Raw genomic sequence first — 14,291 nt, 5'->3', positions numbered from 1 at the left:
GTCAGTCGGCCGTGTACGTGATCGACCGGACGTCGTAGCCCCTCGTCGTGGAGCCGCGGACGTGCATGAACATCGCGCCGCCCTCGTAGGACCAGGCGCACGCGTAGCCCTTCGGCTCCTTGGCGCAGCCCTGGAAGTGGTGGGTGACGCCGCGCGGGTCGTACCTGACCCGGAACAGCGTCCGCACCGCTTCCTCGGCGCCGACCTCCAGCGCGGCGTACCGGTCGCCGCGCTTCCAGGCGGCGAACAGGTGCCCGGCCGCGGCGGACGGCCGCACGACGTGCCGGGACAGGTAGACCTTGGTGACCTTGGAGCCGGTCACGGCCATCGCGATGCCGTTGAGGCCGCCGGGCACGCGCACGCTGGTGTGCACGTACCGGCACACGCCGCGCGAGCAGCCGTCGAAGCGGTCGGGCGCGCGGTAGGCGTAGCCGAAGATCGTGCGCACCGCGGCGGGGGTGGCGACCCCGGCCGCGGCGGCGCGGTCGCCGGCCAGCCACGCGCGGAACAGCTCGCCCGCCACCTTGCCGGGAGCGGGCGCGGCGGCGAGCGCGGGCGCGGTGGCGAGTGCAGGGGCGGCGGGAAGGCCGAGCGTCAGCGTGGCGGTAGCCGCGAGGGCGGCGCCGCCGAGAACCAGTCGTCTGGACACGCCCCGACGTTAGGACCCGCCCCTTGCGCAGGGATTGCTCCCGACTTGCAACCCTTACCGCCGCCCCCGGGTTCCCCGCACCGGGGCGGATGCTCAGCGTGACGGCCTGTTCACGGATGACAAGCCGGGATCGTACAGTGTCAGGATGACGGTCGAGATCACGTGGTCGCGGCGGCGCGCGGCGACCGGCCGGGGCTCGCCGTCGCCCGCGCACCTGACGTAGCCGTCATCCTCACGGACGAGAAGGACCACCCCCATGGCTCAGATCAGTCCCCCCAGCCCGCCCGAGGCCGGCAGCGGCCAGCCCAGCCTGAAGCGGGTGATGGGCCCCGGCCTGTTGCTGCTGTTCATCGTCGGCGACATCCTCGGCACCGGCATCTACGCCCTGACCGGCCAGGTCGCCGGCGAGGTGGGCGGCGCGGCCTGGCTGCCCTTCACGATCGCCTTCGTCGTCGCGCTGATCACCGCCTGCTCCTACCTGGAGCTGGTCACCAAGTATCCGGAGGCCGCGGGCGCCGCCCTCTACGTGCACAAGGCGTTCGGCAAGCACGCGCTGACGTTCCTGGTGTGCTTCGCGGTGATGTGCTCGGGCATCACGTCGGCGTCGGCGGCCTCGCGGGCCTTCGCCGCCAACCTCGCCACCGGGTTCGGCCTCGACGCGGGCAACGGCGTCATCCTGCTGATCGCCGTGGGGTTCATGCTGCTGATCCTGGCCGTCAACCTGCGCGGCGTCGGCGAGAGCGTCAAGCTCAACGTCGTGCTCACCGCGGTCGAGCTGTCGGGGCTGCTGATGGTCATCGTGCTCAGCGGGTACTTCATCTCCGGCGGCCACGCCGACTTCTCCCGCGTCGTCGCCTTCGAGACGCCCGCCGACAAGGGCGTGTTCCTGGCCGTCAGCGCCGCGACGTCGCTGGCCTTCTTCGCCATGGTCGGCTTCGAGGACTCCGTCAACATGGCCGAGGAGACCAAGAACCCGACCCGGATCTTCCCGCGCATGATGTTCGCGGGCATCGGCATCACCGGGGTGATCTACGTGCTCGTGTCGATCTGCGCGGTCGCCGTCGTCCCGGTCGGGCAGCTGGCCGCCAGCGAGACGCCGCTGGTCACGGTGGTGCAGACGGCGGCTCCCGGCGTGCCGATCGCCTCGCTGCTGCCGTTCATCTCGATGTTCGCCGTCGCGAACTCGGCGCTGATCAACATGCTGATGGCCAGCCGGCTGCTGTACGGCATGAGCAAGCAGGGCGTGCTGCCGCCGTTCCTGTCGGCCGTCCACGCCACCCGGCGCACGCCGCACGCGGCCATCCTGTTCACCACGGTGGTCGCCATCGGGCTCATCACGTTCGTCTCGCTGGTCCCCGACAGCCCGGTCGTGGCGCTGCTGGGCGGCACGACCTCGCTGCTGCTGCTGGCCGTCTTCGCGGCGGTCAACGTGGCGGTCCTCGTCCTGCGCCGGGACGTCACCGGCGCCGAGCACTTCAACGCGGGCCGCGTGCTCCCCGTGGTGGGCACGGTAACCTGCCTCTACCTGGTGCTGCCGTGGTCCTCCGGGCGTCCGGCGGGCCAGTACGAGATCGCCGGGATCCTGCTGGTGATCGGCGTGATCCTGTGGGCGGCGTCCTGGTCGTCGGCCAGGCGCCGGGCCGCCCGGCGACCATAAGACCGGCGACCATAAGACCGGCGACCTTAAGTCCGGCGGAAGCAGACCGTAAGCAGGCTCCGGCACGCTGGGAACCACACAGAGCGGAACCGGAAGGGACATATCAGATGCGCAAGGTCAAGCTGCAGCTCCAGATCACCACGGACGGCTTCGTGGGCGGCCCCAACGGCGAGATGGACTGGGTCACGTTCCCCTGGACCGACGACATCAACGCCCACGTCGCGGCGCTCTGGGAGCCGGTCGACACCATCGTGCTGGGCCGCAAGCTGGCCGAGGGCTTCATCCCGGCCTGGGAGTCGCGGCCGGCGGGCGAGACCGAGGAGGGCATCGACAAGATGATCAACACTCCGAAGGTCGTCATCTCCCGCAGCCTCACCGAGTCGCCCTGGAAGAACGCCGTCGTGGCGGGCGGCGACCCGGCCGAGACCGTCGAGGAGCTGAAGGCGAAGCCCGGCGGCGACGTGATGGTGGCCGGCGGCGCCTCGATCGGCCGGCAGCTGATCTCGCGGGGGCTGATCGACCAGCTGCACCTGTTCGTCAACCCGGTCGCGATCGGGGCCGGGCTGCCGCTGTTCCCGGCGGGCGAGGGTCACCACCGGCTGCGCCTGGTCGGCGCGCGCGCGTTCGACTGCGGCGTGGTGGGCCTGCACTACGAGCCGGAACGGTCCTGAGAGGTCCGCCCTCCACCGTGGCGGGCCGTGAACCCGCGGAAGGCGAAAGAGAGCATGTGCCCGGGAATGGCCTCCCGGGCACTTCGCTTTTTGGTCAGAACGTCACTGACCAGGAGATAGTCCGGCCGTCAATGACGTGAAAGCGAAGGCCCGGGAGAATGGCGGTCAGTCCACCTCGACGGCGGCCTGGGCGAACTGGGCGGAGTAGAGGCGGGCGTAGGCGCCGTCCGCCGCCAGGAGGGCCTGGTGGGTGCCCTGCTCGACGATTCGGCCCTCCTCCATGACCAGAATGAGGCTGGCGTCGCGGATCGTGGACAGGCGGTGGGCGATCACGAAGCTGGTCCGGCCCTCGCGCAGCGAGCTCATCGCCCGCTGGATGAGCACCTCGGTACGGGTGTCGACGGAGCTGGTGGCCTCGTCCAGGATGAGGATCGCCGGCTCGGACAGGAATGCGCGGGCGATCGTGATGAGCTGCTTCTCACCCGCGCTGACCGTGGCGCCCTCCTCGTCGATCACCGTGTCGTAGCCGTCGGGCAGCGTGTGGGCGATGCGGTCGACGTGGGCGGCGCGGGCGGCGGCCTCGATGCGCTCGCGGGTGGCGCCCTCGGCCCCGTAGCCGATGTTCTCGGCGATCGTGCCGCCGAACAGCCAGGTGTCCTGGAGCACCATGCCGATGTCGGCGCGCAGCTCCTCCCTGGACATCTCGGCCGTGTCGACGCCGTCGAGGGTGATGCGGCCGCCGGTCACCTCGTAGAACCGCATGATGAGGTTGACCAGGGTCGTCTTGCCCGCTCCCGTGGGGCCGACGATGGCCACGGTCTGGCCGGGCTCCACGGTCAGCGACAGGTCCTCGATCAGCGGCCGGTCGGGGGCGTAGCGGAAGGAGACGTTCTCGAACGCCACGCGCCCCCGCAGCTCGGCGGGACGGGCGGGCTCGGCCGGCTCGGCCGACTGCTCGGGGGCCTCCAGCAGCTCGAAGACCCGCTCGGCCGAGGCGATGCCCGACTGGACGAGGTTCGCCATGCCGGCCACCTGGGTCAGCGGCTGGCTGAACTGCCGGGAGTACTGGATGAACGCCTGCACGTCGCCCAGCGAGATCGCGCCCGAGGCCACCTTGAACCCGCCCACGACGGCGACCAGCACGTAGTTGACGTTGCCGATGAACATCATCGCCGGCTGGATGAGGCCGGAGATGAACTGGGCGCGGAAGCTGGAGGCGTACAGGGCCTGGTTGTGCTCCTCGAAGGTGGCGACGGCCTCCTGCTGGCGGCCGAAGATCTTGACCAGGGTGTGGCCGCCGTACATCTCCTCGATGTGGCCGTTGAGCTTGCCGGTGGACGACCACTGCTTGACGAACTGCGGCTGCGACCGCTTGCCGACGACAGCGGTGACGTAGACCGACACGGGCACCGTGACCAGGGCGATGAGCGCCAGGATCGGCGAGATCCAGAACATCACCACCAGCACGCCCACGACGGTCAGCACCGAGGAGATGAGCTGGCTCATGGTCTGCTGGAGGGTCTGGGCGATGTTGTCGGTGTCGTTGGTGGCGCGGCTGAGGATCTCGCCGCGCGGCTGGCCGTCGAAGTAGCTGAGCGGCAGCCGCCCCAGCTTGGCCTCGATGCGCTCGCGCAGCCGGGACGCCGCCCGCTGGACGATGGTCGTCGTGAGCCGGAACTGCGCGATGCCGAGCAGCGCCGCCACCACGTAGATCGCCAGCACCCAGCCCAGGACGTGCGCCAGGGCGGTGAAGTCGATGCCCTGGCCGGGCACGACGTTCATCGAGGCGACCATGTCGGCGAAGTTGTCCTCGCCCTTGGCGCGCAGGCCCGCCACGGCCTGCTCCTTGGTGAGCCCGGGGGTCAGCCGGGCGCCGATGATGCCGGAGAAGATCAGGTCGGTGGCGTGGCCGAGGATCTTGGGCCCGGTGACGGTGAGCGCGACGCTGGCCGTGCCCAGCGCCAGCACGACGCCGAGCATCGCGCGTTCGGGACGCAGCAGGCGCAGCAGCTTGCGCAGCGTGCCGCCGAAGTCGAGCGCCTTCTCGGCCGGGCCGGCCATCATCCTGCCCGGCCCGAAGGCGGGCTGCGGGCGGCGCGCGGGAGCCTGGGCGGTCATGCCGCGGCCTCCTGTTCGGTGAGCTGGGACAGCACGATCTCGCGGTAGGTCGGGCAGGTCTCCATGAGCTCGGCGTGGTCGCCGCTGCCCACCACCCGCCCCTCGTCGAGCACGAGGATGAGGTCGGCGTCGCGGATCGTGTTCACCCGCTGGGCGACGATGACGATCGTGGCGTCGGCGATCTCCTCGGCCAGGGCGGCCCGCAGGCGGGCGTCGGTGGCGTAGTCGAGGGCGGAGAAGGAGTCGTCGAACAGGTAGATCCCGGGCCGGTGGACGAGGGTCCTGGCGATGGCCAGGCGCTGGCGCTGGCCGCCGGAGACGTTCGTGCCGCCCTGGGAGATCGGCTCGTCCAGGCCGCCGGGCATCGCCTCGACGAACTCGCGGGCCTGGGCGATCTCCAGGGCCCGCCACAGCTCCTCGTCGGTGGCGCCGGGCCGGCCGTAGCGCAAGTTGGAGGCCACGGTGCCGGAGAACAGGTAGGGCGACTGCGGGACCAGGCCGACCGCGCGGGACAGCGCCGCCGGGTCGAGGTCGCGGACGTTGACGCCGTCCACCAGCACGTCGCCGGCGGTCGCGTCGAACAGCCGCGGGACGAGGTTGAGCAGCGTGGTCTTGCCGCTGCCGGTGCTGCCGATGATCGCGGTGGTCCGGCCGGGCCGCGCGGCGAAGCTCACCCCGCACAACACCGGGTCCTCGGCGCCCGGGTAGCGGAAGTCGACCGACCGCAGCTCCAGCTCGCCCCGGTGGCCGTCGGGGGTGACGGGGTCCGCGGGCGGGTGGACGGTCGGGTCGGTGTCGAGCACGTCCTCGATGCGCTCGGCGCAGACCTCGGCGCGCGGGATCATCATGAACATGAACATGGCCATCATCACCGACATCAGGATCTGCATCAGATAGGAGATGACCGCGGTCAGCGCGCCGACCTGCATGGTGCCGTCGGCGATGCGGTGGCCGCCGAACCAGATGACGGCGACGCTGGAGACGTTCACGACCAGCATGACCGAGGGGAACATCAGCGCCATCAGCCGGCCGACCCGCAGCGAGACGTCGGTGAGCCGGTCGTTGGCCACGCCGAAGCGCTCGCGCTCGTGCCGGTCGCGGACGAACGCCCGGATGACCCGGATGCCGGTGATCTGCTCGCGCAGCACCTGGTTGATCCGGTCGATGCGCTCCTGCATGGTGCGGAACAGCGGCCGCATCCGCCAGACGACCAGGCCGACGATGACGATCATCACCGGCAGCACGACGAGCAGCAGCGACGACAGCGCGGTGTCCTGGCGCAGCGCCAGCACGATGCCGCCGACGCACATGATCGGCGCGGCCACCATCATCGTGAACGTCATCAGCACGAGCAGCTGCACCTGCTGCACGTCGTTGGTGGTCCGGGTGATCAGCGACGGCGCCCCGAACCTGTTCACCTCCTGCGCCGAGAAGCCCTGCACGCGGTGGAAGATCGCGGCGCGCAGGTCGCGGCCCAGGGCCATCGACGTCCTGGCGCCGTAGTAGACGGCCACGATCGAGCAGACGATCTGGACGAACGTCACGCCGAGCATCACCAGCCCGACGCGCATGATGTAACCGGTGTCGCCGGTGATGACTCCGTGGTCGATGATGTCGGCGTTGAGTGTGGGGAGATAGAGCGTGGCCAGTGTCTGCACGAACTGGAAGAGGACCACGAGGGTGATCTCCTTCCCGTACGGCCTGAGCTGGACCCGCAGCAGGCGGAGCAGCATCAACGGACGCTTTCTGTGATGGGGGTGCGGTAGGAGGGCAGCAGCAGCCCGTCGAGCAGGACGGAGACGAGCTCCTCGTCGTCCATGTCGCCGAAGTCGTCGGACAGGCCGAAACCGCGGTGGACGCTCACCGAGACGAGCATGAGCAGCAGTTGCGCCGTGGCCATGGGCGAGCGGCGCAGATGGTCGCGGTCGGGCTCGACGAGGGCGGCGATCGCGGCGGTGATGCGGGCGCGGCTGTCCAGCATGTGCTCGCGGAACTCGGCGTCCTCGGCCATGAGCTCGCGGGGCACGGCGAAGATGTTGACGTTGGCCTTCATGCCGGCCCGCAGCAGCGCCGCCACCTCACGCAGCCGGGCGCGCAGCCCGGCGGTGGCGCCGATGGCGGCGAGCGCGTCCTCGGCCGGACGGGGGTCGAACGCCCTCATCAGGGCCGCGCGCAGCAGCGTGGCCTTGTCGGGGAAGACGCCGAAGATCGTGCCCTCGGCCACGCCCGCGGCCTCGGCGATCTGGCGGGTGCTGACGGCGGTGCCGTGCGCGCGCAGCAGGGGGACGGTGGCCTCGACGAGGGCGGCACGGCGGTCTTCGGGCGCCATCGCGGGCACCCGTCGCCTCTTGGTCATGCGGACGAGCGTAATGAGTGAGTACTCGCTCGTTCAAATCATTATTTGCCGGACATGTGGATTGGCAGGTCAGCCCGCCGTCTTGTCGTCGGCCAGGTTCTTGAGCCACACGCCGGCGCCCCGCATGAGCACGTCCAGCTCACGGCGCAGCTCGGCGTTCTCGCGGCGCAGCCAGAGCAGCTCGTCCCGCTCCTCCAGGGAGAGCACGCCCGTCTCCTCCTGCTGGACCGGCCGCGGGTGGTGGCGGCCCTCGGGGGCCGGGTCGTGCGTGCGGAACGCGTCCTCCCAGGGGCCGAGGACGTCGGCGGCGGCCGGGGCGGGCCCGGCCGCCGGGGCCGGGGCGGGGGTCGCGGCGGCGACAGGGGCCGGGGCGGCGGCGGTCCTGGTCTTCGGCAGCGTGAGGGTGACCAGCGCGGCGACCACCGCGACGCCGCAGCCGATCAGCAGGGCGGTGCGGAAGCCGGTCTCCGAGGGCAGCGTGTGGCCGCCGACCGTCACGGTGAGCTGGGCCAGGACGACGCCGATCACGGCGGCGCAGACCGAGGTGCCGATGGAGCGCATCAGGGTGTTGAAGCTGTTGGCGGAGGCGGTCTCGCTCCTCGGCACCGCGCCCATGATGAGGGCGGGCATCGCGCCGTAGGCCAGGCCGACCCCGGCGCTGCCGACGCAACCGGCGATCATCAGGCCCCAGCTCCAGCCCATCAGGCCGAGCGCGGTGCCGTAGCCGGCCGCGATGACCAGCGCGCCGACGAACAGGCTGGTCTTGGGCCCGCGGGCGGCCGACAGCCGGGCGCCGAGCGAGGAGACCGCCATCATCATCAGCCCGGACGGCGCCATCCAGAGCCCGGCGGCCAGCATCGACTGGCCCAGGCCGTAGCCGAGCGCCGCGGGCAGCTGCAGGATCTGCATGAGGACCAGCGACTGGGCGTACATGGCGAAGCCGACGAGGATCGAGGCCACGTTGGTGAGCAGCACCTGGGGGCGGGCGGTGGTGCGCAGGTCCACGAGGGGGTCGCGGACGCGCAGCTCCCACAGCCCCCACAGCAGGGCGAGCAGCACCGCGCCGCCGAGCAGCCCGAGGGTGGTGCCGCTCGACCAGCCCCAGTCGCCGCCCTTCGACACGCCGAGCAGCAGGCAGACCAGCGCCGCGCCCAGGCCGAACGCGCCGACCAGGTCGAGCCGGGCCCGGACGGCGGCGGTGGGCGTGGCCGGGACCAGCAGCCAGATCAGCACCCCGACCAGCACGCTCAGCGCGGCCGAGCCCCAGAACAGCACCCGCCAGTCGGCGTACTCGGCGACCGCGGCCGAGATCGGCAGCCCGAGCGCGCCGCCGATGCCCATGGACGAGCTCATCAGCGCGATGGCCGGGCCGACCCGCTGGGGCGGCAGCAGGTCGCGCAGCGCGCTGACGCCGAGCGGGATCATGCCGACGCCCAGCCCCTGGAGGCCGCGTCCGGCGATCATGGGGATCAGGGAGCCGGACAGCGCGCACACCACCGACCCGGCGACGAGCGGCACCGAGCAGACGAGCATCATGGTGCGCTTGCCGTAGAGGTCGCCGAGCTTGCCGATCACGGGGGTGGCGACCGCGCCGACCAGCAGCGTCACGGTGATCACCCATGACGTGTCGGCGGCACTGGCGTGCAGCAGCCGCGGCAGCCGGCCGATGAGCGGCACCACCAGCGTCTGCATGAGCGAGCCGACGATGCCGGCGACCGCGAGCACGCTGACGATCCCGCCGCCGGAGCGCGGGCTGGGCGCGGAATGCACCATTAATCCCCCTATTGTCCGAATGCACCCTACACAGGATGTGCCCCCTGCACAACCTGTGCGCCCTGCACATCGCCCTGGTCACGGAACGGACCCTGCGCCGACAGGGCAGGTCAGCCGCGGTCGCGGGCGCCGCCGTCGAGGACCTGGTCGATGTGGGCGGCGAGCTCGACGTCGCGCTCGGTGACCCCGCCGGCCTCGCCCGTCGAGAGCCGGAAGCGGATGCCCTCCGCCGTACGCTCGATCTCGGCCTGGTGCCCCAGCGTGGCGCCCTCGTTGTGCACCGCCTCGCTCAGCCAGCCGTAGCTGTCGGGCGTGATCGGCACGTCCTTGACCAGGGCGTCGCCGTCCCGCCGCCAGCCCTCCAGCGCCGCCAGGGCGGTGTCGATGTCCTCGTCGGTCAGGCGCTCGGCCATGTTGCCCCCAAAGTCGTCGGCTTCCGACGCTCGGCTACCACCGATGGGCCGCTTCACACCCGCCATTTCCCTCTATAGCGTGTAGTACTACGACTCGTAGAGGGGACATGGCATGCGGGTGCTGGCCGCCGTCCCGCCGCGCCTGGCGGCGCCGGGTTTCGGGCGTCTGCTGCGCGCGCTCAGCGATCGGATCTGACACTCGGAGCGCACGCCTGCGCCGTTTCTGACATAGGGGTTGACGCCGCCGGAGCGCCCGGCCACCGCCGCCGAGCCCCTGACAGGCCGGTAATCACAAGATCGTTTATATAAATGCTTGAATTACAGCATTTACGACCTGACTTACTACGCATTTCGGGCAAGTCATTTCTGTCAGGACGTACAAACTGTTTGCCGAAACACGGTGAAATGTGATCAGTTTACGGACGTGAGAGATTTTCTCATTGTCGGGGGCGGCGTCGCGGGCGCCTGCGCGGGGTTCTTCCTCGCCAGGTCAGGCACCGTGACCCTGCTCGAAGCGGAGCAGGTCACCGGCCACCACTCGACCGGACGGTCGGCGGCGCTCTTCTCGGAGTACTTCGGCAACCGGGCCGTCCGGGCTCTCACGGCGGCGAGCAGGGACTTCCTCGCCGCGCCTCCAACGGGTTTCGCCGACGTCCCGCTGCTGAGCCCGCGCGGCGTGCTCGCGCTGTGCCCGCACGGCGGCGAGAAGCTGTTCGACGAGGTGCTGGCCGAAGGGCGGCGGGCCCCGACGCCGGCGGTGGAGATCGATCCCGCCGAGGCTCCGAAGCACTGCCCGATCCTGCGTCCTGGCCGGTTCAGCAGGGCGATGCTCAAGCCCGGCGCGATGGACATCGACGTGGACGCCCTCCACCAGGGCTTCCTGCGCGGCATCAAGGCGCGCGGCGGCCAGGTGGTCACCTCCGCCCGGGTCCGGGCGCTGTCGCGCACGGGCGGCGTCTGGCGGGCGGTCACCGACGCGGGCGAGCACGCCGCGCCGATCCTGGTCAACGCGGCCGGGGCGTGGGCCGACGAGGTCGCCGGGCTGGCCGGGGTGCGGCCGGTGGGCCTGCGCCCGCTGCGCAGGACCGCGTTCCTGGTGGACCTGCCCGAGGGGACGGACGCCCGGTCCTGGCCGATGGTCACCGACGTGGCGGACACCTTCTACGTCAAGCCCGAGTCCGGGCGGCTGCTGGTCTCCCCCGCCGACGCCACGCCCGTCCCGCCCTGCGACGCCCGCCCCGACGACCTGGACGTCGCCGTCGGCGTGCGGCGCGTCCAGGAGGCCACGACGCTGGAGATCCGCAGCGTCCGGCACGCCTGGGCGGGGCTGCGCAGCGAGGTGGCCGACGGGACGCCGGTGATCGGACCGGACCCCGGCACGCCGGGCTTCGTCTGGCTGGCCGCCCTGGGCGGCTACGGGGTGCAGACGTCGCCCGAGGCGGGCCGGATCGCCGCCGCCGCGGCGACGGACGGGGCCGCCGAACCGGCGTACGCGCCGGGCCGGCTCCGGAACGACTTGGAACGCCTATGAGGAAGGCGACGGGGGCGTGTGAGGCAAAGGGGCCGGTCGCCGTTCGTACATTCCTGACAGAGAGGTGGAGATGACCGGCAACACCCGCGGCTTCACCGGCCGGGCGGTCGACTTCGGCCCGTTCCGTCCCGTCCCGGCGTTGATCGAGGAGCAGACCGACCGGTGCCCGGAGCGGCCGGCGGTCACCTACGACGGCAGGACCCTCACCTACAGGCAACTGGACGACCTGGTCAACGGCCTGGCGGCGACGCTGGCCGGGCACGGCGTGGGTAAGGGCGACGTGGTCGCCGCCCTGCTGGTCAACTCGCTGGAACTGCCGGTCGCGTACCTGGCGCTGATGAAGCTGGGCGCGGCGTTCGTGCCGCTCGACCCGTCGTGGCCGGTCGAGCGCGTGCGCGACACGCTGGACGTGCTGCCGGACGGTCCGATCCTGTGCGCGGGCGGCGAACCGCTGCCGCCGGGCGCCGCCGATCGGGCGGTGATCGTCGGGATCGACGCGATCGTCCCGACCGCCGAGCGCCCGGCGGTCGAGCTGGGCCCGGACGACCTGGCGTACGGCTACTTCACCTCCGGCACCACCGGCACCCCCAAGTGCGCGATGAACCGGCACGGCGGCCTGGCCAACCGGCTGCGCTTCATGACCCGCTACTTCGCCGCGACCGGCGACGACGTCGTGCTGCAGAACAGCAGGCACACCTCCGACTCCGCGCTGTGGCAGCTGTTCTGGCCGCTGACCACGGGCGGGCGCACGGTGCTGCCCGTGCAGGGCGACTTCCTCAACCTCCGGCACACCATCGACCTGATCGCCCGGTACGGCATCACCACCGCCGACTTCGTCTCCAGCGTCTTCAACGCCCTGGTCGCCATCGTGGACGGCGACGCCGCCGCCCTGCGCGCGCTGTCGTCCCTGCGCCGGCTCGTCGTCGGCAGCGAGGCGGTCAGCCCGCGCGCGGTGCACCGCCTGATGGCCCTGCTGCCCGGCCTCGACCTGACCAACGGCTACGGCCCCACCGAGGCGTCGATCGGGATGGTCTTCCACCGGGTGTCGGCGGCCGACGGCGACGCGGTCCCGCTGGGCCGCCCGATCGACAACTGCTACGCGGTCGTGGTGGACGACGACCTGCGCCCGGTCCCGCCCGGCACGACCGGCGAGATCGCGATCGGCGGCGTCTGCCTGGGCGCGGGCTACCTGGGCGACCCGGCCGCGACGGCCAGGGCGTTCGTCGGCAACCCGTTCCCGGACGAGATCCCGGGCGAGCGCCTCTACCTCACGGGCGACCTCGGCCACCTGGACGACGACGGCCGCCTGTTCTTCGCCGGCCGCAAGGACTTCCAGGTCAAGATCCACGGCGTGCGCATCGAGCTGGGCGAGATCGCCGCGGCGGCCCAGCGCTGCCCCGGCGTGCTGCAGGCCGAGGTCCTGGTGGCCGAGCAGGCGGGCGTCAAGGCGCTGGCGCTGTTCGCCTCCGGCAGGGGCCTGACCGAGGCCGCGCTGGCCGCCGAGCTGCGCCGCACGCTGCCGCGGACCAGCGTCCCGCGCTACTTCTTCCCGCTGGCCGAGATGCCGCTGCACGACAACGGCAAGGTGGACCGCGGCCGGCTCCAGGAGATCCTCGACGGCCGGCTGGCCGAGGACACCGCGCTGCTGGCCGAGAGCGCGCCGACCGCGTGCCTGGGCGACCAGGTGCTGCGGGCGATGCGCTCGGCGCTGGGCTGGCCCGGCCTGACCGCCGAGACGCACTTCGCCGAGTCGGGCGGCGACTCCATCCAGGCCCTGTCCGTGGTCCACATGATCACCGCCGAGACCGGCGTGCGCGTGGACGTCAAGGACCTGTACGACCACCCGACGGCCGGCGCGCTGGCCCGGCTGATCGAGCGGCGGCGGCAGGACCACGAGGCCATCGAGGAGGAGTCGGTGCTGATGGCGCGCGACTCCGTGGTGCCCGACGGGGAGCCCATCCGGCGGGCGTCCAGGCCGGAGCGGCTGCGCACGGTGCTGGTCACCGGGGGCACCGGGTTCGTCGGCAGCCGTCTGGTGCACGAGCTGCTGAGCCGCGGCGGGCTGCGGGTGTGCTGCCTGGCGCGGGCGGCCGACGACGAGGCGGCCACGGCCCGGGTCGTCGCGGCGCTCGCCGAGCGGGGGTTGTGGGAGCCGCGCTTCGCCGACCGGCTGGAGGGCTACGCGGGCGACCTGTCCTTACCCGGCCTCGGGCTGGACGGCTCCACCTGGGAGCATCTGGCCCGAGCCTGCGACCTGGTGCTGCACAACGGCGCGATGGTGAACTTCCTGTTCGACTACCGCGCCCACCGTCAGGCCAACGTGCGCGGCACGATCGAGCTGGTGCGGCTGGCGATGGCCCACCACCCGGTGCCGCTGCACTACGTCTCGACGCTGGGCGCCTTGCAGACGGAGGCGCTCCACAGGGGCGAGCGCGTCCCGGAGGACTGCGACCCGGCGCTGGCCAGGCCGCCGGGCGGCGGCTACAGCCGGTCGAAGTGGATCGCCGAGCGCTACCTGGCCGAGGCCCGGCGCCGGGGCGCGCTGGTGACCGTGCTGCGGCTGGGCGAGATCATGCCGAGCGCCGACAACGGCTATCCGAACCCGGTCGCCTTCACCCACCTGCTGCTGTCGGCGTTCGTGCGGCTCGGCGTGCGTCCGGACGTCGCCACGCGCACCGACTACACCCCGGTCGACTACGTCGCCGCGCGGGTCGGTGCGGCCGTGGCCGATCCCGAGGTCTGGGGCCGTACGCTGCACGTCTTCCGCGCCGAGAGCGTCCGCATCGACGACGTGCCGGCCCGGGCGGGCGTGCCGGTCACGCCGATCCCGTGCGGCGACTTCGCGCGGCTCGTGCGCGAGACCGGCCGGGCGAGCGGGGACCGCGAGCTGATCACGCTCGCCTCCCTGCTGCCCGCCGCGGCGGACGAGGAGGAGCTGCGCCGGGCGTTCGGCGGGCTGCTCACCGACAACCCCGCGCTGTTCCGCAAGGACGAGTGCCACAGGCTCGAACAGCGATGGCGGCTCGGCGAGGGCACCCTCGACGGCCCGATCGCCGCCTACCACGCCCGCCTGGCGGGCACGGCCGGGCAGCGGGTGCCCGCCGGTTGATCAGGAAAGGTCAG

General features: G+C 72.0%; 10 protein-coding genes. 4 read left to right on the top strand and 6 right to left on the bottom strand.

Translation table 11 applies throughout. The features are described from left to right. Window position 1: 1 nt before the first annotated feature. Window positions 2-649, bottom strand: a complete 648-nt coding sequence (locus AB0J46_RS28300; protein ID WP_364337043.1) for a hypothetical protein — start codon at window positions 647-649, stop codon at window positions 2-4. A gap of 256 nt (window positions 650-905) precedes the next feature. Here AB0J46_RS28300 and AB0J46_RS28295 point away from each other — a divergent pair, with 256 nt between their 5' ends. Both AB0J46_RS28295 and AB0J46_RS28290 read left to right on the top strand, forming a co-directional pair. After that, complete coding sequence (locus AB0J46_RS28295; RefSeq protein ID WP_364337041.1) at window positions 906-2,306, top strand: APC family permease; 1,401 nt, start codon at window positions 906-908, stop codon at window positions 2,304-2,306. A 107-nt stretch (window positions 2,307-2,413) separates the two neighbouring features. After that, the gene (locus tag AB0J46_RS28290; RefSeq protein ID WP_364337039.1) at window positions 2,414-2,977 is read left to right on the top strand and encodes a dihydrofolate reductase family protein; all 564 of its coding nucleotides are present in this window, start codon (window positions 2,414-2,416) and stop codon (window positions 2,975-2,977) included. Between the two features lie 165 nt (window positions 2,978-3,142). On the opposite strand, the gene AB0J46_RS28285 is transcribed toward AB0J46_RS28290, so the two are convergent. The 5 genes from AB0J46_RS28285 to AB0J46_RS28265 form a co-directional block, all read right to left on the bottom strand. Further along, a complete protein-coding gene (locus tag AB0J46_RS28285; RefSeq protein ID WP_364337037.1) occupies window positions 3,143-5,095 on the bottom strand; it encodes an ABC transporter ATP-binding protein in 1,953 nt (650 codons plus the stop codon). Next, window positions 5,092-6,828, bottom strand: coding sequence for an ABC transporter ATP-binding protein (locus AB0J46_RS28280; RefSeq protein WP_364337035.1), 1,737 nt, complete (start codon window positions 6,826-6,828; stop codon window positions 5,092-5,094). The genes AB0J46_RS28285 and AB0J46_RS28280 overlap by 4 nt, the downstream gene beginning before the upstream one ends. After that, on the bottom strand, window positions 6,828-7,451 hold the full coding sequence (locus tag AB0J46_RS28275; protein ID WP_364337033.1) for a helix-turn-helix domain-containing protein: 624 nt from the start codon (window positions 7,449-7,451) through the stop codon (window positions 6,828-6,830). Before AB0J46_RS28275 ends, AB0J46_RS28280 begins: the two co-directional genes overlap by 1 nt. Before the next feature lie 69 nt (window positions 7,452-7,520). Further along, a complete protein-coding gene (locus AB0J46_RS28270; protein WP_364337031.1) occupies window positions 7,521-9,224 on the bottom strand; it encodes an MFS transporter in 1,704 nt (567 codons plus the stop codon). Window positions 9,225-9,334: 110 nt separating this feature from the next. After that, on the bottom strand, window positions 9,335-9,637 hold the full coding sequence (locus tag AB0J46_RS28265) for a 4a-hydroxytetrahydrobiopterin dehydratase (protein WP_358298325.1): 303 nt from the start codon (window positions 9,635-9,637) through the stop codon (window positions 9,335-9,337). Between the two features lie 424 nt (window positions 9,638-10,061). Here AB0J46_RS28265 and AB0J46_RS28260 point away from each other — a divergent pair, with 424 nt between their 5' ends. Then, window positions 10,062-11,168 carry an FAD-binding oxidoreductase gene (locus AB0J46_RS28260; protein WP_364337029.1) on the top strand — a complete coding sequence of 369 codons (1,107 nt, stop codon included), beginning with the start codon at window positions 10,062-10,064 and terminating at the stop codon, window positions 11,166-11,168. Between the two features lie 70 nt (window positions 11,169-11,238). After that, a complete protein-coding gene (locus AB0J46_RS28255; protein ID WP_364337027.1) occupies window positions 11,239-14,277 on the top strand; it encodes an amino acid adenylation domain-containing protein in 3,039 nt (1,012 codons plus the stop codon). Window positions 14,278-14,291 lie beyond the last annotated feature (14 nt).

This window comes from Nonomuraea sp. NPDC049758 (assembly GCF_040674635.1).
Taxonomy (GTDB): Bacteria; Actinomycetota; Actinomycetes; order Streptosporangiales; family Streptosporangiaceae; genus Nonomuraea.
This window is presented reverse-complemented; position numbering and strand designations above follow the sequence as displayed.